This is a genomic window from Allorhizobium sp. NPDC080224, from assembly GCF_050281005.1.
Lineage (GTDB): Bacteria > Pseudomonadota > Alphaproteobacteria > Rhizobiales > Rhizobiaceae > Allorhizobium.
This window is the reverse complement of sequence record NZ_JBNNWJ010000001.1, coordinates 3,586,139-3,605,077: the sequence shown is the minus strand read 5'-3', so window position 1 is coordinate 3,605,077 and position 18,939 is coordinate 3,586,139. Positions and strand designations below refer to the sequence as shown.

General features: G+C 61.5%; 18 protein-coding genes. 4 read left to right on the top strand and 14 right to left on the bottom strand.

Features of this window, described 5'->3' with window-relative positions:
• Positions 1–9 precede the first annotated feature (9 nt).
• The 5 genes from ACQKP1_RS17730 to ACQKP1_RS17710 all read right to left on the bottom strand — a co-directional run bounded on the left by ACQKP1_RS17730 (position 10) and on the right by ACQKP1_RS17710 (position 4,651).
• Positions 10–1,299, bottom strand: a complete 1,290-nt coding sequence (locus tag ACQKP1_RS17730; RefSeq protein WP_427276257.1) for a TRAP transporter large permease — start codon at positions 1,297–1,299, stop codon at positions 10–12.
• Positions 1,299–1,889, bottom strand: a complete 591-nt coding sequence (locus ACQKP1_RS17725) for a TRAP transporter small permease (protein WP_203017982.1) — start codon at positions 1,887–1,889, stop codon at positions 1,299–1,301. Before ACQKP1_RS17725 ends, ACQKP1_RS17730 begins: the two co-directional genes overlap by 1 nt.
• A gap of 193 nt (positions 1,890–2,082) precedes the next feature.
• The gene (locus ACQKP1_RS17720) at positions 2,083–2,601 is read right to left on the bottom strand and encodes a flavin reductase family protein (protein ID WP_203017981.1); all 519 of its coding nucleotides are present in this window, start codon (positions 2,599–2,601) and stop codon (positions 2,083–2,085) included.
• Entirely contained in the window at positions 2,601–3,494 is an 894-nt protein-coding gene (locus ACQKP1_RS17715) for an aldo/keto reductase (protein ID WP_427276256.1), read from the bottom strand. The genes ACQKP1_RS17720 and ACQKP1_RS17715 overlap by 1 nt, the downstream gene beginning before the upstream one ends.
• Positions 3,494–4,651 carry an LLM class flavin-dependent oxidoreductase gene (locus ACQKP1_RS17710; RefSeq protein WP_427276255.1) on the bottom strand — a complete coding sequence of 386 codons (1,158 nt, stop codon included), beginning with the start codon at positions 4,649–4,651 and terminating at the stop codon, positions 3,494–3,496. The genes ACQKP1_RS17715 and ACQKP1_RS17710 overlap by 1 nt, the downstream gene beginning before the upstream one ends.
• Positions 4,652–4,714: 63 nt before the next feature.
• On the opposite strand from ACQKP1_RS17710, the gene ACQKP1_RS17705 reads away from it, so the two are divergent.
• The 3 genes from ACQKP1_RS17705 (at position 4,715) to treZ (ending at position 8,479) form a co-directional block, all read left to right on the top strand.
• Positions 4,715–5,464 (top strand): GntR family transcriptional regulator, encoded by a 750-nt coding sequence (locus ACQKP1_RS17705; RefSeq protein WP_427276254.1) that lies wholly within the window; start codon positions 4,715–4,717, stop codon positions 5,462–5,464.
• Between the two features lie 37 nt (positions 5,465–5,501).
• Positions 5,502–6,617, top strand: coding sequence for a Gfo/Idh/MocA family protein (locus ACQKP1_RS17700; RefSeq protein ID WP_427276253.1), 1,116 nt, complete (start codon positions 5,502–5,504; stop codon positions 6,615–6,617).
• Between the two features lie 92 nt (positions 6,618–6,709).
• Positions 6,710–8,479, top strand: a complete 1,770-nt coding sequence (gene treZ / locus ACQKP1_RS17695) for a malto-oligosyltrehalose trehalohydrolase (protein ID WP_427276252.1) — start codon at positions 6,710–6,712, stop codon at positions 8,477–8,479.
• A 29-nt stretch (positions 8,480–8,508) separates the two neighbouring features.
• Here treZ and ACQKP1_RS17690 read toward each other — a convergent pair whose 3' ends face one another.
• From ACQKP1_RS17690 to ACQKP1_RS17680, 3 genes are all read right to left on the bottom strand, one after another.
• A complete protein-coding gene (locus tag ACQKP1_RS17690; RefSeq protein WP_427276251.1) occupies positions 8,509–9,435 on the bottom strand; it encodes a cobalamin B12-binding domain-containing protein in 927 nt (308 codons plus the stop codon).
• A 121-nt stretch (positions 9,436–9,556) separates the two neighbouring features.
• Positions 9,557–11,371, bottom strand: a complete 1,815-nt coding sequence (locus tag ACQKP1_RS17685) for a 1-deoxy-D-xylulose-5-phosphate synthase (protein ID WP_427276478.1) — start codon at positions 11,369–11,371, stop codon at positions 9,557–9,559.
• Positions 11,372–11,650: 279 nt separating this feature from the next.
• On the bottom strand, positions 11,651–12,037 hold the full coding sequence (locus tag ACQKP1_RS17680; RefSeq protein WP_427276250.1) for a c-type cytochrome: 387 nt from the start codon (positions 12,035–12,037) through the stop codon (positions 11,651–11,653).
• Positions 12,038–12,203: 166 nt separating this feature from the next.
• Here ACQKP1_RS17680 and ACQKP1_RS17675 point away from each other — a divergent pair, with 166 nt between their 5' ends.
• Positions 12,204–12,650 (top strand): TspO/MBR family protein, encoded by a 447-nt coding sequence (locus ACQKP1_RS17675; protein ID WP_006724850.1) that lies wholly within the window; start codon positions 12,204–12,206, stop codon positions 12,648–12,650.
• Here ACQKP1_RS17675 and ACQKP1_RS17670 read toward each other — a convergent pair.
• The 6 genes from ACQKP1_RS17670 to ACQKP1_RS17645 form a co-directional block, all read right to left on the bottom strand.
• The gene (locus ACQKP1_RS17670) at positions 12,617–12,919 is read right to left on the bottom strand and encodes a hypothetical protein (protein WP_427276249.1); all 303 of its coding nucleotides are present in this window, start codon (positions 12,917–12,919) and stop codon (positions 12,617–12,619) included. The two genes, ACQKP1_RS17675 and ACQKP1_RS17670, sit on opposite strands and share 34 nt — an antisense overlap.
• A complete protein-coding gene (locus tag ACQKP1_RS17665; RefSeq protein WP_427276248.1) occupies positions 12,916–14,121 on the bottom strand; it encodes a geranylgeranyl diphosphate reductase in 1,206 nt (401 codons plus the stop codon). The genes ACQKP1_RS17670 and ACQKP1_RS17665 overlap by 4 nt, the downstream gene beginning before the upstream one ends.
• A gap of 34 nt (positions 14,122–14,155) precedes the next feature.
• Positions 14,156–15,523: a BCD family MFS transporter gene (locus ACQKP1_RS17660; RefSeq protein WP_427276247.1), complete on the bottom strand. Its 1,368-nt coding sequence runs from the start codon at positions 15,521–15,523 to the stop codon at positions 14,156–14,158.
• An 8-nt stretch (positions 15,524–15,531) separates the two neighbouring features.
• A complete protein-coding gene (chlG, locus tag ACQKP1_RS17655) occupies positions 15,532–16,455 on the bottom strand; it encodes a chlorophyll synthase ChlG (protein WP_427276246.1) in 924 nt (307 codons plus the stop codon).
• Between the two features lie 61 nt (positions 16,456–16,516).
• Entirely contained in the window at positions 16,517–17,968 is a 1,452-nt protein-coding gene (gene ppsR / locus ACQKP1_RS17650) for a transcriptional regulator PpsR (RefSeq protein ID WP_427276245.1), read from the bottom strand.
• On the bottom strand, positions 17,965–18,747 hold the full coding sequence (locus ACQKP1_RS17645; protein ID WP_203017968.1) for a cobalamin B12-binding domain-containing protein: 783 nt from the start codon (positions 18,745–18,747) through the stop codon (positions 17,965–17,967). The genes ppsR and ACQKP1_RS17645 overlap by 4 nt, the downstream gene beginning before the upstream one ends.
• Positions 18,748–18,939: the final 192 nt, after the last annotated feature.

Here is an 18,939-nt window from a genome sequence, read left to right as displayed (position 1 = left end):
TTTCTCAAGTTAGTCGACGAAGCCCGCAAGGCGCGGGAGCGTGAGCGTCAAAGCGGGGAAATAGGTGATCAGAAAGATCACGACGATTTCCGCCGCCAAGAACGGCAGTGTGGCCTTGGCGATCGTCTCGACCTTTAGGCCTGAGACGGACGACGAGACGAAGAGCACGAGGCCCATGGGCGGGGTCAAAAGGCCAACTGTCAGATTGACCGCCATGATGATGGCGAAGTGGACGGAGTCCACTCCCATCTGGGTGAATATGGGGCCGAGGATCGGCCCGAGAATGATGATCGCGGGACCTGCATCGAGGAACATGCCGACCACGAAGAGAAGCAGGTTGATCAGCAGCAGCAGGACCAGCGGGTTTTCGCTGAGGCTGAGGATGATCGATGCGAGCAGCTCCGGCGTGTGCGACAGGCTGGCGACCGTCTTGAAAGCCATGGCCGCGCCGACGAGCAGCATGACGACTGCCGAGGTCATGGCGGCGCGCATCAGAATTCTCGGCATGTCGCCGACTTTCAGGCTGCGCAGCACGAAAAGGCCGATGAAAATTGCATAGCCCACAGCAACGGCAGAGGCTTCCGTCGGCGTGAAGATGCCGCCGAGAATGCCACCCATGATGATGACTGGGGTCATTAGCGGCCAGAAGGCATTGAGGCTTGCACGCCCACGTTCGGACCAGGTTGCGCGGGTGGTTGCCGCCGGCAGGTTCTCGCGATCGGCAAGCAGGTAGACGATCGCCATGAGGCTCAGACCGATCAGGACGCCCGGAACGATGCCAGCCAGGAAAAGCGCAGCCACGCTTTCGCCCATGACATAGGCATAAATGATCATGATGCCTGATGGTGGGATGATCGGGCCGATGAGCGAGGATGCGGCCGTAACGGCGGTCGCAAATTTACGGCTGTAGCCCTGCTTTTCCATTGCCGGGATCAGCATCGAGCCAAGGGCGGAGACGTCCGCCACGGCCGAGCCTGAGAGGCCGGCAAACAGCATCGAGGACAGAATGTTGACGTGCGCGAGGCCTCCGCGCAGATGGCCGATCACCGCCTGGGCGAACTCTACGAGGCGCATGGTGATGCCGGCCCGGTTCATCAGTTCCCCGGCCAGCATGAAGAAGGGGATCGCCATCAGCGGGAAGCTGTCCATCCCGTTATAGACATTGCGATAGAGGAGCACGATGTCGCGCTCCTGGCCGTTCAGCCAGAGGAGAATGGCGGGTGCTGCGATCAGGCCGAACACGATCGGGAAGCCGAGCAGCAGAAGGAACATGAAAAGGGGGAGGAAGAGGCTCAGCATCACTCGGCTCCCAGTCCTGCGAGCGAGGCGACCGGCTCGAGTTTTTGCTGATGTCCCGTCAGTTCGATCAGGTTGCGCAGGATCAGTTCGATGCTGACCACGAACATCATGGTCACACCCGTCGCAAGCGATGCCATCATCCAGCCACGCGGCACCTTCATCCAGGTGCTGAGGTCAAGAGACGTCGGCACCGCAATTGCCGGCATGGCAAACCGTCCGCCGAGCCCTGTCACTTCTGCCCAGCCGATGCGCATGGCGACGTAAAGAAGGACTGCAGTCAGGACGAGGAAAAGCAGGTTGATGATGCCGCCGATCAGGCGCGGAAAGATGTCGAGGATCATCGTGATGGCGACAAAGCCGCCCTGGCGGAATGCCGTCGGCACCATCAAGCCCGTCATCCACAGCATTAGGAAACGGGACCCTTCCTCACTCCACGGCAGCGCATTGCCGAGAACATAGCGAAAGAAGACCTGAACGAGGATGAACACGAGCATGATGCCGAGCGCGCCGGCCCCAAGCCACAATCCGACCGTCAGCACCGCGGCATTCAGCCGGCCGAGCAGATTGGTCAGGTTCGAAAGTGCCGTCATGTCTCCACCCGTTTCTTGTCATCGGTCAATTCGGCGCAAATATCGAAGACTTGTTCCCGCCGCGCAAACACGGCTGTTCCAGTTTCCGTACGAGGAGAGGTAAATTTCTCCTCGCATACCTGTTGCTGATCGTCTTTGACCGTTCGCCGCGGCATGTCCAAAGTGCCGCCGACGACCTCCTCCCAAACTCAACTCAGACGGCGAAGCGTCCGAACCGTCCCCCTGAGAAGCACAGCGGTTCTCCCTGCCGATGTGCAACCCTTAACACCTTGCCGATGATGATCGTGTGATCACCGGCGTCGTGCTGCGCCTGCTCGGTGCATTCGAAACGCGCCAGCGTGCCGGGCAAAACCGGAACGCCTTCGTCGTTGAACCTGACCTCGATCCCGTCGAAGCCGCTGCCGCCGCGGGTGAAGGCGGCGCTCAGGTGATCCTGATCCGCGCCGAGCACGTGGATCGCGAAATGCCGGGCGCCCGTGAAGGCGACATATCGCGATGAACTCTTGGCGGGCGACCAGAGCACCAGAGGCGGATCGAGCGAAACGGATGCGAAGCTATTCACCGTCATGCCGATCGGACCGTCCGGTGTCATCGCCGTCACCACGGTGACACCCGTCGTGAAACTGCCCAGCGCATTGCGGAAATCCCGATGATTGTCCGCGCCAGGCACGAAGACGGCCTCCAACGCATGAATGTCATTGGCAGCCATCATCAGGCAACCTCCCGTCCGATCGCAAGCGTGTAAAGCTCGAACCATGTCTGGCGATCCATCTCCACCTTCGTCGCGTCTGCAATCTTCGCAATACGCTCGAGTGAGTTGGTGCCCATGACCGGCAGGATGGCAGCGGGATGCCGCAGCAGCCAGGCGACGGCGACAGCCGTTTCGTCGACGCCGTGTTCTGCGCCGATGCGCTTCAGGGCAGCCAGAAGTTCCGGCTTCGATCCGTCCATGAGACGACCGCCGCCGAGCGGCGACCAGGCCATCGGCGACACCATGCGCTCCTGCAGATAAGCGAGGTCGCCGTTGACGAAGGTATCGGTCGCCAGGAGGCTCATCTCGATCTGGTTGGTGACGAGATTGTTCTCCATCGACGACTGAAGCAGCGAAAAGTCCCAGGGCCGGAAGTTGGAAACGCCGACGGCGCGGACCTTGCCGGAGGTGACCAGCGCATCGAGAGCAGGGCCTGTTTCGTCAGGATCGATCAGCGGATCGGGGCGGTGGATCAGGAGCAGGTCGACATGATCGGTGCCCATGTCGGTCAGCGAGGCTTCGACCGAGGCGGTGATGTGAGCGGCCGACGTGTCATAATGTTTGACGCGGGCTGCCGAATGTCGACCGGCCGGGGCGACAATGTCACATTTGGTGACGATTTCGAGCTTGTCGCGCAGGCCGGGGGAGGCCTTCAGAGCATTGCCGAGCACGGCTTCCGCCGTATAACCGCCATAGATGTCGGCCTGGTCCATGGTGGTGATGCCCTGGGAAAGGCAGGCCTCGATCTTGGCCTGGACATGTTTGGGCGAGGTGTCGGCATCGTCGCCGATGCGCCACATGCCGTAAACGATGCGGCTGAAGGTGAGGTCAGGGGTAAGATTGACGCGCTGCATTAGCGGCGAACTCCATTTCCGAGAGGGGTGGCGGGCGTTTCCGCGGGAACGCGGCCATAGGCATGCGGGAGCGAGACGGTTTTCAATTCCGGCAGCACCATGGTGCCGAAATGAACCGCCTCGTCGATATGCGGATAACCGGACAGGATGAAGGCGCGGATGCCCATCTTTCTGTAGGCTTCCAGTTCCGAAAGAATCTGGTCCGTCGAGCCGACAAGGGCCGCACCACAGCCGGAGCGGGCGCGACCGATGCCGGTCCACATATGCGGCTCGATATAGCCGAACTGGTCGGCGAGTTCGCGGGCACGGGCCTGATGGGCGACACCCAGTGAGATCGAGTCATGGGCGCGATCGCGGATGAGCTTGCCGTATTCGTCATCGAGCTTCGAGACGATGTATTCGGCGTATTCGCGGGCTTCCTTCTCGGTGTCGCGCACGATCATGTGGACGCGCAGACCGTAATCGAGGGTCCGCCCATGGGCTTCGGCGCGTGCATGCACGGCCTTCATGCGTTCTGCGAGCTGATCCTTCTTTTCCGGCCACATCAGATAGACGTCGCATTGCGCACCGCAGAGTTCGAGCGCGTCGGGCGAATAGCCACCGAAATAGAGAAGCGGCCCGCCGTTCTGCTGATAGGGCCGGGCGGGTTCGGTCGAGACGCCCTTGAACTGGTAGACCTCGCCTTCGTGGTCGATCGTGTCTCGTGTCCACGCCTGGCGGAGGATCTCCACCACCTCGTGGCTGCGCTTGTAGCGGAAGGCGCTGTCTGCGACTTCGCCGGGGAAGTCTGAGCTGATGACGTTGAGCGTCAATCGACCCTTCAGCATGTGATCGAGGGTGGCGACCGTGCGCGCCAGCATGATCGGCTGCATCTCGCCGCAGCGGATGGCGGCGAGCATGTTGATCTTGGACGTGATCGGGGCACAGCCGGCGACGAAGCTCAGCGTGTCCTGGCCTACCTGATAGGAGGAAGGGCAGAGGATGTTGCGGAAGCCCAGCTGCTCGGCCTTCTGGACGATGTCGGAGCAGTGCTCGAAGCTTGATCGCAGGTTTCCGTCGGGCACGCCGAGGAATTGATAATCGTCAGAGCAAAGGGCTGCAAACCACGACACTTCCGCGCCATCGATATCGGCCGATGTGACAGGTACGACAGTCATTGAGGTCTCCTCCACGGCTCCAACTTTCCTCTTGCCTAACACTCGATTTGATGTAGATCAATAGTGTATCAATTTTTTCTCGGCGATACCGAAGTGCCACAGAACCACGCAACGCAGCCGCCTGGCAGCCTTCCCATCTATGTGCAGATCACCGAGCTGCTGGTGCGTGACATCGCGGCGGGTCGGCTGATCGATGGTGAAAAGCTGCCCCCTGAACGGGATATGGCGGAAGAGCTCGGCATTGCCGTCGGCACGCTGCGCAAGGCATTGGCAGAGCTGCAGAATCGCGGGCTGCTGGAGCGCATTCAGGGTTCCGGCAACTATGTCCGGGCGATCTCTGATCCGAAATCTGTCTATGCCATGTTTCGCTTGGAGTTGCTGGGCGGCGGTGGCCTGCCGACGGCCGAGATCCTGTCCATCGACCGGCTGCCGAAGCCTTATGGACTGCCGACATTCGGAACGTCCGCGGAGGCGCACCGGATCCGGCGCCTGCGGCGTCTCTCCGGCAGACCGGCTGCACTCGAAGAGATCTGGCTCGATGGCTCCTATGTCGAGACCATCGATCCGGAGGCGGTTTCTGAATCCCTCTATCTTTTCTATCGCACCAAGCTGTCGCTCTGGATTGCAAGGGCCGAGGACCAGATCGGACTCGACGTGGTGCCGGACTGGGCGCCTGCGAGCTTCGGTCAGAAGGCCGGCGCGCCCGCTACACATATTCAACGCATCAGCCAGGATCAGGAGGGAGCCCGTGCGGAAGTCTCGCGGACCTGGCTCGATCACACCGTCGCTCGATACGTATCGCGGCTGAAATGACATGACCGCGAGGAGCGGTTCAATTGAGGAGGAAAGCGTGGCAGGACTTCAATACGGGATCATCGGCTGTGGCATGATGGGGCAGGAGCACCTGCGCAACATCGCCCTTCTGCAGGATGCATCGGTGGTCGCGATCTATGAGCCGGATTCCGGCATGCGCGCGCTCTCGGCGGAGGCTGTCCCAACGGCAAAGATGGTCGCCTCGATCGAGGAGCTTCTTGCTGTCGAGGCCGTGAACTGCCTGCTGATAGCAAGCCCCAATTACCTGCATCTCGAGCAGCTGGAAAAGATCGCCGCAATCCGGCCGCTGCCGGTGCTGGTTGAAAAGCCTCTGTTCACCGATCCCGCCGATGCGCCCCGCCTTGCCGCGCTTCGAGCCGCCTATCCGGCGCCGATCTGGGTCGCCATGGAATATCGTTACATGCCGCCGGTCGCGCGGATGATCGAACAGGCGGACGAGGCCACCGGTGGCATCCGCATGTTGACCATCCGCGAGCATCGTTTTCCGTTTCTCGAAAAGGTCGGCGACTGGAACCGGTTCAATCGCAATACTGGCGGAACGCTGGTGGAGAAATGCTGCCACTTCTTCGATCTGATGCGGCACATCCTGAAATCCGACCCGGTTCGCATCATGGCTTCGGGTGGACAGACCGTGAATCATGTCGACGAGGTCTATGACGGAAATCGCTCCGACATCTGGGACAATGCCTATGTGATTGTCGACTTTGCCTCCGGGGCGCGGGCGATGCTGGAGCTCTGCATGTTTGCCGAAGGTGCCCGCTATCAGGAGGAAATCTCGGCAGTTGGCCCCACCGGCAAGATCGAGTGCTTGGTGCCCGGCCCCGGTCGCTTCTGGCCCGAACACCTCGGCGAGCCACCGATCGCTCAGGTCATCGTCTCGCCGCGCGATCCCAAGGGGCCGCACGTCGTTGAAATCCCGGTTGATTCGCAACTGCTGGAAGCCGGTGACCACAACGGCTCGACCTTCTATCAGCACCAGCGCTTCCAGAAGGCGGTGAAGGGCGAGCGGCCGGTCGAGGTTGCGCTCGATGACGGCTGGTGGGCGGTGGCCATGGGGCTCGCAGCACAAAAGTCCGCGGAAACGGGTCAGGCTGTCAGCTTCCCGCTGCCGTTTTCACCCAAGGCATCGTGACGCGATAAGCGTCCTTCCACCTTTCGCGCTGGGGTGCGAACCATTCATCGCTTACTGCGTTGCCTCCCCGTGGCAGCGTAGGAGAAGCAGCGGTGACAGACTATCTTTTTGGCCCCGTCATTGAAGATGACGGGGTTTTGTTTCGGTTGTGGGCGCCGCATTGCAAATCGGTGACGCTCGAAATTGACGGCACTCCTGCGAAGGACATGGACCGGCAGGCCGATGGAGTGTTTGACCTCAAGGTTATGGGGGCAGGGCCAGGTACCCGCTATCGGTTTCGACTGCCGGATGGCATTCTGGTCCCGGATCCTGCAAGCCGGCACCAGCCCGAGGACGTGTTCGGGCCGAGTGAGGTCGTCGATCTTTCGACGCAGAAGACCCGCGACGCCATTTGGCGCGGGCGGCCCTGGGCGGACATGGTCACCTACGAGCTGCATGTCGGGACATTCACGAGCGAGGGCACTTTCCGAGGCGTAATCGAGCGGCTGGATCACCTGAGTAGCCTCGGGATAACGGCCATTCAGCTGATGCCGATCTCCGACTTTCCCGGCCGTTGGAACTGGGGCTATGACGGCGTCATGCCTTATGCGCCGGACAGCCGGTATGGGCGGCCGGAAGATCTGGCGCTTCTCGTTCAGGCAGCGCATCAAAGGGGCATCTCCGTCTTCCTCGATGTTGTCTACAACCACTTCGGCCCGTCCGGAAACTTCATGCCGGCTTATGCGCCGCTGTTCTCGCCGCATCATCAGACGCCATGGGGCGACGGCATCAACTTTGATGATGCGCAGAGCGAGATGGTGCGCGCATTCCTGATCGAAAACGCGCTCTTCTGGATCGAGGAATTTCATGTCGATGGACTGCGGCTCGATGCTGTGCATGCCATCCGCGACGACAGTGAGCCGCACTTCTTGCAGGAACTTGCGGCGCGTGTGCGGGAGCGTTTTGTCGATCGCCACATTCATCTGATCGTCGAGAACGAGGAGAATGACCCGCTTCTGCTCGAGCGGGGTCAGCCCAAGACCGACACGTTCGACGCTCAGTGGAATGACGACGTCCACCACGCCTTGCATGTGGCCACGACCGGCGAAACCTTCGGTTATTACGCCGATTACCGGGATGCCGGTGCGGCTCTCGCAAAGGCTCTCGCCGAAGGCTTTGTCTATCAGGGCGACGTGATGCCCTATCGCGGTGAACGACGCGGTGGGCCGAGCGCCCATCTGACGCCTTCCGCCTTCGTTTCCTTCCTTCACAATCACGACCAGATCGGCAACCGCGCCCAGGGTGACAGGGTCATGGCCGCGCTTCCCGAACAGGCGCTCGCCTTCGCCGTTTCGCTGATACTGCTCTCACCGCAAATTCCCATGTTATTCATGGGCGAAGAGTGGTGTTCGCAAAAGCCGTTTCCCTATTTTTGCGACTTCGACGAGGAGCTCAACGCAGCCGTACGCGACGGCCGGCGGAATGAGCTTTCAAAGTTGCCGGGTTTCGACGGCGATCATGTGCTCGACCCGACATCGCTGGAGACATTCCGCTCTGCGATCCTCGACTGGGAGCAGGCAGGTTCAAAGCATGGTTCGACCTGGATCGAACGCTACCGCCAGCTCATTGCGCTTCGGCGAGAGCGTGTCGTGCCGTTGCTGGCGCGGATGCGTCAGGGCGGGCGTTATGCTGCCGAGAATGGCGTCATCCGAGTCGAGTGGCCGCTTGAGGACGGACGGCACTACATACTCGTCGCCAATCCCACATCGCATGCCGTGAGTGCCGCTTTTGAGGTGGATCCTATCGAGATCATCTATGCACTTGGCGAGCGCCGGACTGACGCTCGCGGACCCTGGTCGCTGGTCTTTGGTGTCACGGGCTGACGCCAGCGACCTCACCGCTTGCAATGCGGTCAGGCACCCATCCTGTCCGCCAGATGCATGACCTCAAGTGCTGATTTCGCCACCATGTCGGCGCCGATATTGCCGAAGGCGCGCGGGTCCTTCATCACGGCCGGACCGCCGACCGCGATCTTCATCGGACCCGGGCTACGCCTGGACTGTACCCTACGAATGGCGGCGGCGCATTCATCCACTTCGTCGACACGGCCGACCGAGATGCCCAAAAGAGTGTAGGAGGAATTCGACAGGCGCATGTAGAGGCTGTCGTTGAGTTCGAGGTCTGCCCCACCTTCGACGTCCCAGCCCATGTCGCGAAAACAGGAAGCGACGATCGATACGCCGATGGTGTGGAGGGCGCCCTGGGTCCGCGCCAGCAACACACGGCGCGCCTTTTGGCGATCGCGAATGGTCTGGCTGCGGTTCTGCGACAGATGGTTGACGATCATGCCGAGCCTGGTTGAGGCCACCGCAACCTGGATGAAATCGGTTTCGTCATTGCACCAGAGCCGACCGAGTTGCGCGGCGACAGGCGAAAAGAGCTGGATCGCGAGCGTATGCATGGGCAGGTCAGTGCGCTGCAATTCCTCGATGATCTCGCGGTGACCACGAGGATCTGCCTGGACGAGGGCCTCAGTGAGCGCGGATCGGTAGGTGATCGCTTTCTCGGTTCCGGGTAATTCGCGCGCCTTCGGATCCAGTTCCGGATGAAGGTGAAAATCGATCTCCGGCGGCATTTCGCTAACATGCGGACCCGCTGTCAGATCCGTATGGCTCGCTCCCACAAGCCGCGGCACGGCATCCCGGATCGCGCTTTCGAGAATACGCTGCTCCAGGCTTGTCAGCCGCGTATCCGATTTCGATAGTACAGACTTACCATCGCCATTGGACGGAGGTTCGTCCGCCCTTCCGGGTGGTCCCCCGTTCTTTTCACCCGCCATGTCACCCTCCCGGTCATCGGTTTGGGCGGATCCGCTCATCCCGATGGGATATTAGTGCATTCTTGCGCCTACGCCAAACCTCTCGTAGTCGAATACGCCTGATGTCGTCTTTTGGTTTAGCTCAGCGGTCCTCCGCGCGGTGAAGGCGCGTCGGCAGTTCCTGCTGTCCGGCCCTTGCGGACCTGCGAATATCGGCATTAGGCCTTGCCACCGTAAGACCGTTGCGCGCTGCAGCTGCAATGTGGCGGGCCGTCAGCTTGGCTTCCTCGTACATGTCCTCGGGGCTTGCCTGGGCAATGAACGTGTCCGGTAGGGTCAAGGTGCGGACGGCACAACGTCCGTCGAGCATGCCACGATTGGCGAGGTGGTGAAGGACGAGGGCGCCGAACCCGCCGGTCACGCCTTCCTCGACCGTCACCAGCATCGAATGGTTGTCGACGAGTTCAGCCAGAAGCGCGGTATCGAGCGGCTTGGCAAAACGCGCGTCGGCGACCGTCACGGAAATTCCTTCGAGTGCCAGAAGGCGGCGGGCCTTGAGACAGTCGGCAAGCCGGGTGCCGAATGACAGAAGCGCGATCTGGCCTCCCTGCTCGATGATGCGACCGCGGCCGATCGGCAGAATTTCGCCACGGATCGGAAGTGGCGCGCCCGTGCCCTCGCCACGCGGGTAGCGAAATGCAATCGGGCCGTGATCATGGGCTGCCGCCGTTGCAACCATGTGGACGAGTTCAGCCTCATCGCTTGCGGCCATCACGGTAAAGCCCGGCAAATTTGCCAGGTAGAGGATATCGAAGGCGCCGGCATGGGTCGGGCCGTCAGCCCCCACGAGCCCGGCTCTGTCGATCGCGAAACGGACAGGCAACTGCTGCAGGGCCACGTCATGGACGATCTGATCATAGGCGCGCTGCAGGAAGGTCGAATAGATCGCGCAGAAGGGTTTCATTCCGGCGGCCGCGAGACCGGCCGCGAAGGTGACCGCATGCTGCTCGGCAATGCCGACATCGAAGGTGCGATCGGGAAAGGCGGCACCGAAGCGGTCGACACCGGTGCCGGCCGCCATAGCGGCGGTGATCGCGACAATGCGGTCATCCGTTTCCGCTTCCGCAATCAGGGCGTCGGCGAAGACCCGCGTATAGCTCGGCGCCTTTGCTTCTGCCTTGTTCTGCTTGCCCGTGGTCACATCGAACGGGGTGACGCCATGATACTTGTCCTCGGCTGCTTCGGCCGGTGCGTATCCGGCGCCCTTGCGCGTGACCACATGCAAGAGGATCGGGCCATCCTTCTCGTCCCTAAGCTCTGCCAGAAGTGGAATTAGCACGTCGAGATCATGGCCATCGACTGGGCCGCGATAATCGAAGCCGAAATTCTCGAATACGTTGCCGACATTCGAACCAGCTTTCCGGCGGACGTCCGACAGGTGGCGGTTGAGCGCTCCAGTCGAGGCAGAAATCGACATATCGTTGTCGTTGAGAATGACGATCAGCGGGCGGCCTGATGCCCCGGCATTGTTCATCGCCTCGAAGGCCATGCCGGCGGACATCGCGCCGTCGCCAATGATGCACACGACGTGTCCGTCTTCCCCCTTCAAGTCCCGGGCAGTGGCAAAGCCGAGGCCTGCCGAAATCGACGTGGAGGAGTGAGCGGCGCCAAAGGGGTCGAAAGGGCTTTCACCGCGGCGGGTGAAGCCTGACAGACCGTCCTTCTTGCGCAGGCTGCGCATGCGGTTCCGCCGTCCGGTCAGGATCTTGTGGGGATAACACTGGTGGCTCACATCCCAGATGATGGTGTCGCGCGGCGCCGAGAAGGAGGCGTGAATGGCGACCGTCAGCTCTATGACGCCGAGACTGGAGCCGAGGTGACCGCCGGTCTCGGACACGACCCTGAGGGTCTCGCCGCGCAGTTCCTGCGCGAGACGACAGAGCGTTGCATGGTCCATGCTTTTCAGGTCGTCAGGGACGAACACCTGGTCGAGCAAAGGGGTGGCGACATCATTCGCAAAAGAAAAACCCACTGCGCTCTCCTCCCACGAAAGAGCCCTATCCTCCTCGTTCCGCTGTCGCTGCGAGCGCCGATTTGGCGCATCCGCTGAGCGGTTGCATGAGAATGGTGCAATATCTGCATATTCGGAGAAGACGAGCGATATGTAAACTTTTTTTTACACTCCTGAGCGGAATTCCGCCGGAATTGGCATCCCGGCGGAACGAACCCCCAACGATCAGGGGGCCGGGAAGGTTTTCATATACGCGATGACGTCGGCGATTTCCTTCGGATCCTTCAAACCGGCGAAGGCCATGCGCGTACCCTTGACCACGCCACGGGGGTTCTCGAGGTAGGCAGCCAACTGTTCGTCGTCCCATACCTTGTCGGCGCCAAAATCCGTCATTGCCTTGGAGTATCTGAAGCCTTCAGCCACACCGGGTTGACGGCCGACGACACCCTGAAGGGAAGGGCCGACCTTGTGCTTGGCGTCGGCGACGTTGTGACAGGCCGTGCATTTCTTGAATACGGCTTCGCCAGCTGCCGCGTCTCCTTCTTGCGCGAAAGCATTCTGAGACAGCAAAAGGGCTGCGGCGGTGCAAGCGGCTGCAATTATCCTCGACATGTGTATCCTCCCATGGCATCGCGGATGAAGTAAGAAATCATGCTGGCATAAAATTGACCAGTCCGGTTCACTCGCCGGGTGGTTCGCTTCTCATTCTGAAGCCCAGTTTGGAACCAGAATGCAGGCCATATGCTTCAATATACGCAAACCAACCCGGAGCCGGATCATGGCCGCAGTCGTCTTTCTCGTCATCGTTCTCGCAGCCGCCTCAAGCGGCGCGGTCTTCAAGCCCGGTGAGTGGTACGAGAATCTGCGCAAACCGAGCTGGACTCCGCCCAATTGGGCCTTTCCCGTGGTCTGGACGATCCTTTACGTGCTGATCGGCTATGCAGGCTGGCTGATTTGGGATGTTGCCGGCTGGTCGCTGCCCATGGCCCTGTGGTCAGTACAAATCGTGGCCAACGCGCTCTGGTCGTATTTCTTCTTCGGCATGCGGCGCATGGATCTCGCGCTCGCGGATGTTTCAGTTCTCTGGCTTTCGATTGCGCTGTTCATCCTGTTTGCCTGGCCCGTGGCGCCGCTTGCCTCCGCCTTGTTCGTTCCCTATCTTGTCTGGGTGACGGCTGCTGCCGCACTCAATCAATCCGTCCGACGCCTCAATCCGGAGGCCTGATCCGCGAGCCTGATCCGCAGATCGATCAGGAAAGCGACCAGCGAGACCGCCAACAGCAGTGCCAGCCACACGACCTGTGTCTGGCGCATGGCAAGGCCGAAAGCGGCGAGAAGCGCGCTGCCAGAGATGGCATTGGGCGCGAGATTGGCGATAGCCACTCGTGGCTCTGGTGAGCGCCCGGCGACAACCAGAGTGATTGTCCACAATATCGCGATCGCCACTGCACTGATCCAGCCCGACGTGAAGAGAAAGACCAGCGGTGCCGTCATCTTTGCCCCGCAGGGATGCCGAACAGCTTGGCGAGATCTTTGAAGAAGACCCGCACATGGGCGAGGGGATCACGGCGCACCAGTTTCTTGTTGAGATAGGATTCCCAGGTCAGTCGCTGCACGTCGGGGTCGGCGCACATGGCCACGAACTTCTCGCGCAGCCTGTCGTTGCGATACCAGATCATCTGCATGATACCGAGAATCAGAAAGACCCGGCCATGGGCGCGCATGAAGGTCCGACGCGCATCTGCCAAGGCCCGTCCGCTGTCGGTCAGCAGTGACTGGTGTACGGCGTCTGCCGATAGCCTCCCGCAAAGCATGGCGTAATAGATGCCTTCGCCCGATGACGGCGCGACGGTGCCTGCGGCATCGCCAGCCAGCAGAACGTTGCGACCGTTGTCCCAGCGCTTCATCGGTTTCAACGGCAGCGGCGCCCCTTCTCTTCGTATGACCCGACAGTCGCCGAGGCCAGCGGCAAGCTTCAAGGCCCGGGTTGCTCCCCGGATGTTGTGTCCCTTGACTGCGGTGCCGGTGCCGATGCTGGTCTGTCCGCCATGGGGGAAAACCCAGCCGTAGAAATCCGGCGAGATCCGGCCATCATAGACGACGTCACAGCGGTCGGCCTTGAAGACGGCCTCATCGGCGTTGGGCGGGCTTTCGACGATCTCGTGATAGGCAAAGACATAGGGCGGCTTGCGGGAGGCCGGGAACATCAGGCGCCGCACGGCCGAGTTGGCGCCGTCTGCACCGATGACGCGTCGGGCCCGGATCTGGATCGGTTCCGGACCGGCATCCTTGATCGTCGATTCCACGGTCAGTTCGAGCAGGTCGCCATCTCCTTCCGTCATCTCGTCGAGCTTGCCGCAAAGTCTCTCCGCCCCGGCGTCGGCTGCGCGCTGACGAAGGTAAGGGTCGAAGGCGGCGCGATCCACCATGCCGACATAACCGATGTCGCCGATCGTCATGTCCACGGTCCGACCCGATGGTGCGATGATCCGCGCGGCATTGGCGCGCGCCACCAGCTGGGTCTCGGGAATGGCGAAATCGGCCAGCGCTCTCGACGGGATTGCCCCGCCGCAGGGCTTTATGCGGTTATCCGGGTCGATGAGGAGCACGCTATGCCCCTTTTCGGCCAGCCGCTCGGCCGCCATGGCGCCACAAGGGCCTCCACCGACAACGACAACGTCATAGATCTTCGACATGCGCGTCTCCCTGCCGGGCATCCGGCCTCAGGGTTCATTCTCCAGGCATGATTGCAGCGTTTTGGATCGGGGGTGGCGATCGCATCGCTTGACGTCCGATCCGCGTCGCGACGAGGGCAGACACGAGGAAAAGGCCCGCCTCGATCGAGAAAACTGCGGCGAAAGCATGAGCATCACTTGCCGTCAGCCAGCGACCAAGATCGAGCGCCACCGTTCCCAGGACGCCGCCGAGTCCAAAGGCGATGGCCTGTGCGGCTCCCCAGACGCCCATCCGCATTCCGTAGTTGGATGTCCGGCCCTGTCCCGCAAGGATCATCATCGTGCCGACGGCCGCCACCGCGAAGGCGCCGTTGGCTGCGCCGAGCAGAAAGATGTTGAACTTCAGCGGCCAGATGGGCGCGGCTTGCGTGGACAGTGCAAGGGCGCCCAAAGCCACGGCCGAGCCGAAGCAGCCCCAGGTGATGAAATGTCTCGGCAGACCGGGATGGCGTTTTCCGAGAAGCGCGCCCGACAGCCCGACCGTCATCATGCCAAGCAGCACGCCGCCATGCTGGATGCCTGAGAGGGCTGTCGTTTCGCCCGGCGTCATGCCGAAGAGAAGGCCGGCATAGGGCTCGAGGATGAGGTCCTGCGTGGCGAAGGCCAGCATGGAGACGAAGATGAAAAGTGTGAAGAGCCGCGACTCCCGATCGTCGAGCACGTCTCGGAGGCTCTCGCGAAGACTCGCCGCGGCCGGCCGCGCTTCCGATGCATCCACCGTTGGCCGGGATTCCATGCCCATCACACCGATGATGCCGATCAGAAAGGCAACCACGCCGGTCGCTGCCGTGACGGCTATGAGACGCTCGTGGGAATAGGGATCAAGCTGCGCGCCAACGACGATGGATGTCACGATGATGCCCGTGATCATCAGCATCCAGGTGATCGTCGCGGCTGCTGCGCGTTTCTCGACTGCGGTCTTCATCGCGATCAGCGCAAGCAGAGATGTTCCAGAGGCGCCAATGCCGATGCCTATCAGTATGTAGGCAGCGATCGCTGCCATGATGCCGGCGAGAACCGACTGCTCGAAGAGAAGTGTTGTTGCAGCCGCGCCCGTTCCAGAAACGGCGAGGAGGGCAAGGCCGCCGAGGATCCAGTGTGTTCGCGATCGGCCGGTATCCGACTTGTGGCCCCAGATCGGGCGCGTGATCTGGACACCGTAGTGCAGGCCGACCAGAAGGCCAGGGATGACGGCGGCGAGACCCAGTTCAACAATCATCACCCGGTTCAAGGTTGAGGTCGTCAGCACCACGATTGCGCCGAGTGCTGCCTGGACAAGGCCCAGCCGGATGATCGCGAACCAGCCTAGGCCTTTGTCTGCGGGACGGCTGGATCGGGGCTTGGTGGCGAGCTGACGCATCATCGCCCTTTCTATCCGAAGGATGGCGCGGGGGACGTCAGTGAGCCGAGCGCCACGGCTGCCGCCATCATTCCGGTGACATAGAGACCCACACCCACCGCCGAATACCAGATGGCCTTGCCTTCTGGGTCGCCCAGGAAACGGATCATGCAGAGGAGCTGCAGTGCAAGCACGACGCCGACGAGCATTGCCCCTGTCTGAAGACCTGCTTGTGCGAGCAGAAGAATGACGCAGGCCTGCGGGATCGCCATGACGAGGCAGGCAATCCGGGCGGCGTTTTGCGCGCCGTGCAGAACCGGCAGCGTGTCGACGCCCATCTGCTGGTCGCCCTTGATCGATTTGAAATCATTCAGCGTCAGGATGCCGTGAGCGCCGACGCCGTAGAGAAGTGCAATCAGCAGGGTGCGCGTGGACGGCGCATGGCCGAGCGCCGCCGTCGCGGCCGTGATCCAGGGTAGGGTCTCGTAGCTCAGGCCGACCACACCGTTGCCAATCCAGCCATTCTGCTTGAAGCGGAAGGGCGGGGCGCTGTATCCCCAAGCGAGCGCGAGGCCAACCAGGGCAGCGGCAAAGACGAGTGGCCCAAGAAATGCTGCAACGGCCATGGACAGAACGGACATGGCTATGGCGATGGCCAGTCCCCATTGGCCGGGCATTCGGCCCGATGGAATGACCCTATGCGGCTCGTTAATCGCATCGACATGGCGATCGAACCAATCGTTGACCGCCTGGCTCATGCCACACAGCAGCGGTCCGGCAAGGAGCATGCCGAGCGCGATCGGAAACCACCGGTCGCCTATGCCGGCACCCGAAGCAATCGCCCCGCAGGCAAAGGCCCACATCGGCGGAAACCATGTAATCGGCTTCAACAACTGCACCACCGCCTTGGGCGACGGGTAGGAGGCTGCCGGGACATGGGAAGGGATCTGAGCCATGGGAGGAGGCTAGTCCGCACCCCGGAATGTGTCAACTGAAATTGACGGTTTTGATCGTCTGTCAGGCTTGACGATCAGAGCCGGGACGGTAGTCCTCAAGGCCGTGGCGCCGGAGCTTGATATAGAGGCTCTGGCGCGAAAGGCCGAGGATCTCCGCTGCGTAGGCGCGGTTGTTGCTGGTTTGGTCGAGTGCCGCCTCGATGCAGATCTTTTCGATGACGTCGAGGGATTCCCGGATCAGATCCTTGAGCGGAACCTTACCCACGAGTGCGGAAAATCCCTCGGCCTGGTCGGACATGCCCGGAGACGGAATGGTCAGGCGCTCATTGCCCGTCTGCTGCGGGATCACGATCAACTGGATCGTGTTGCTGCTGGCATTGAGCCGGGCCGAGATGCTGACGGCGCTCTCGCCGGAAAGGTTATCGGTCAGGGTCGAGGTGAAGCCGCGAATGGAGGGCTCGTCCAGAAGGCGCGTGTAGAGCACGCGTATATCGATGGCGGCACTCGTGAACCAGGAGCCGATGTTGCGACCCAGAACCTGGGTCAGAGACGGCGCATGAATGAGGTCCAAAAACAGGGTATTGGCCGCGAGGACGACACCTTCGGCATCCGTCAGCAAGACGGCCTCAGGCAGATCCGCAATCTCGACCCCCGTGCCGCCGACCGGTCGCTCTGTACGCTGGCGCTTGCTTTCCTTGTCCTGATCGGCTGGCCAGATCGCCAGAAGAACATTGGTGATGCCGTTTTCCCGATAGGAGCGGATTGTGAGCGAAACGGGCTCGCCCTTGGCGACGCTTACGCCATCCAGACTGACCGGATTGGGACTGTGGCGTGCCTCGCTGATCGCGTCTCCAACCCGATCCCGGTCTTCCTTTGCGAAGAGGTCGCGGATGGACTTGCCGGACAGGGGGGCGCCGGTCGAGGAAAGAAGCGTGCTGGCAGCCGGATTGGCATCCAGAATCGTACGCCGCTCGCCGTCGAGCATGATATAGGCGACGGTTGCGACCTTGAAAGCCGTCCGATAGCGGGTCTCGGCTTCCTTCAGTTCGCGGTAGTCGGCCTCCAGTTCCATCTGGGTCTGCACGAGGCGCTGCTGGTCGAGCATCTGCTGACGCAGCTCGCGGCCAACCACGATAGTATAGGGAAAGTCTCGGGCGGTGTACGCGGAGTAGACGACCGGAAGATCGGGCTTGCCGCTGCACTTGTGGTTGACCTGGTAGCCGCGCAGGGGGCGGTGGCTGGTCTCTGCCGACAGCATGGAGTCGATCTTCGGTACCGACTCGATCGTCACGCAGTCCTGCAGCCGCTTGCCAACCGTCTTTGACAAGCCATAGTCTGCAAGATCTTTGTTTGTGAAATAGACTTGCGAGATGATCGAGGATTGGTCGACGAGCAGAACGACGTCTGCGCCGAGGCTCACCAGCGAGCCTATCGAATCCGGATCGAGCGTCTTCAACAGGCTGTCTGCAACCGCGAAGCCATCTGTACCGCTATGACCGTTCAGTGGCTTCATGGAGTGAGCCAATCGATTCCGCTGGGTGTAACCACTGCCGTTCGGCCAGCGGCGCTAGCCTGCTGGCTGATTCTTTCCAATTCATAGTAACTTTCGCAGATCTTCACGGCGGAGTAAACGCTGTCACAGATGCAGTCAATCCCCAAACCTACAAGAAAATCAACGGAATCCAGCGCTGCTGCGCCGCCGACTATGAGGGGTAGGCGCGGCCCGGGGCGAAGCTTGCGCACATCCTGAATCAGGGTCTTGAATTCTGTAGCAAGCCGGATGTTGCTCCAGCCGATGCAGGCGACATCCGCCTCTTCGACGGCACGTGCGAAGGTCGAGGTCTTGAGGGCTGAAGGCTCTAACACCTCGCTTGTCCAGCCGAGGCTGTCGAAGAGCACTCCGATCAGGTGCGGCATGAGCGTGTGCTGCTCGCCAGACGGCGTCAGAACCAGGGCTGTGGGCGCATTGCGAGTGCGGTCGGCTTCCCGCAGGTCGAGCGACAGGGAGATCGCCAGGGCCTGCAGACGCGAAGTTGCGATCGTGACGTCGATGAAGTCACAATCATCCGAAACCCATTCCCGGCCGAGCAGGCGCGCGACGGTTTCCAGGAACAGAACCTTGACATAGTAAGGCCGGCCGCGCGGAAGTTCATGGTCGAGAAACGCGCGCAGGGACGCCAGGCGCGTGCGTGGGTGAAGAACGAGCATGCGAAACTCAGCGAGCGCCCTCTCATAGAGGCGATCGTGCTCCAGACCTCGGTCGTAACGCGTCGACAGCTTTTCGGCGGTCATCGAAGCCACCGTTCCCTCAATCAGGCGGCGGAGTTTGTCCCCGTCGCATTGGGTTAGGTATGCTCTCTTGCCTTCCGCGGCAACCCTTGTGAGCGGCTGCAGGCCCTCGCAATGCGACGGAGCCGTGCCATCTTGCCTCTCATTCATTCCCTGAAGTGATCCGTCCATCATCCCGCGCCGTGCCCCCGCCCG

Coding starts and splice junctions, on each gene's coding strand:
- ACQKP1_RS17675 (WP_006724850.1), top strand. CDS start 12,204: ATGGCCGCAGTCGTCTTTCTCGTCATCGTTCTCGCAGCCGCCTCAAGC.
- ACQKP1_RS17725 (WP_203017982.1), bottom strand. CDS start 1,889: ATGACGGCACTTTCGAACCTGACCAATCTGCTCGGCCGGCTGAATGCC.
- ACQKP1_RS17645 (WP_203017968.1), bottom strand. CDS start 18,747: ATGACCGCCGAAAAGCTGTCGACGCGTTACGACCGAGGTCTGGAGCAC.
- chlG (WP_427276246.1), bottom strand. CDS start 16,455: ATGGCTCAGATCCCTTCCCATGTCCCGGCAGCCTCCTACCCGTCGCCC.
- ACQKP1_RS17690 (WP_427276251.1), bottom strand. CDS start 9,435: ATGGCGGGTGAAAAGAACGGGGGACCACCCGGAAGGGCGGACGAACCT.
- ACQKP1_RS17670 (WP_427276249.1), bottom strand. CDS start 12,919: ATGACGGCACCGCTGGTCTTTCTCTTCACGTCGGGCTGGATCAGTGCA.
- ACQKP1_RS17680 (WP_427276250.1), bottom strand. CDS start 12,037: ATGTCGAGGATAATTGCAGCCGCTTGCACCGCCGCAGCCCTTTTGCTG.
- ACQKP1_RS17715 (WP_427276256.1), bottom strand. CDS start 3,494: ATGCAGCGCGTCAATCTTACCCCTGACCTCACCTTCAGCCGCATCGTT.
- ACQKP1_RS17660 (WP_427276247.1), bottom strand. CDS start 15,523: ATGATGCGTCAGCTCGCCACCAAGCCCCGATCCAGCCGTCCCGCAGAC.
- ACQKP1_RS17710 (WP_427276255.1), bottom strand. CDS start 4,651: ATGACTGTCGTACCTGTCACATCGGCCGATATCGATGGCGCGGAAGTG.
- ACQKP1_RS17685 (WP_427276478.1), bottom strand. CDS start 11,371: ATGGACCATGCAACGCTCTGTCGTCTCGCGCAGGAACTGCGCGGCGAG.
- ACQKP1_RS17665 (WP_427276248.1), bottom strand. CDS start 14,121: ATGTCGAAGATCTATGACGTTGTCGTTGTCGGTGGAGGCCCTTGTGGC.
- ACQKP1_RS17730 (WP_427276257.1), bottom strand. CDS start 1,299: ATGCTGAGCCTCTTCCTCCCCCTTTTCATGTTCCTTCTGCTGCTCGGC.
- ppsR (WP_427276245.1), bottom strand. CDS start 17,968: ATGAAGCCACTGAACGGTCATAGCGGTACAGATGGCTTCGCGGTTGCA.
- ACQKP1_RS17720 (WP_203017981.1), bottom strand. CDS start 2,601: ATGATGGCTGCCAATGACATTCATGCGTTGGAGGCCGTCTTCGTGCCT.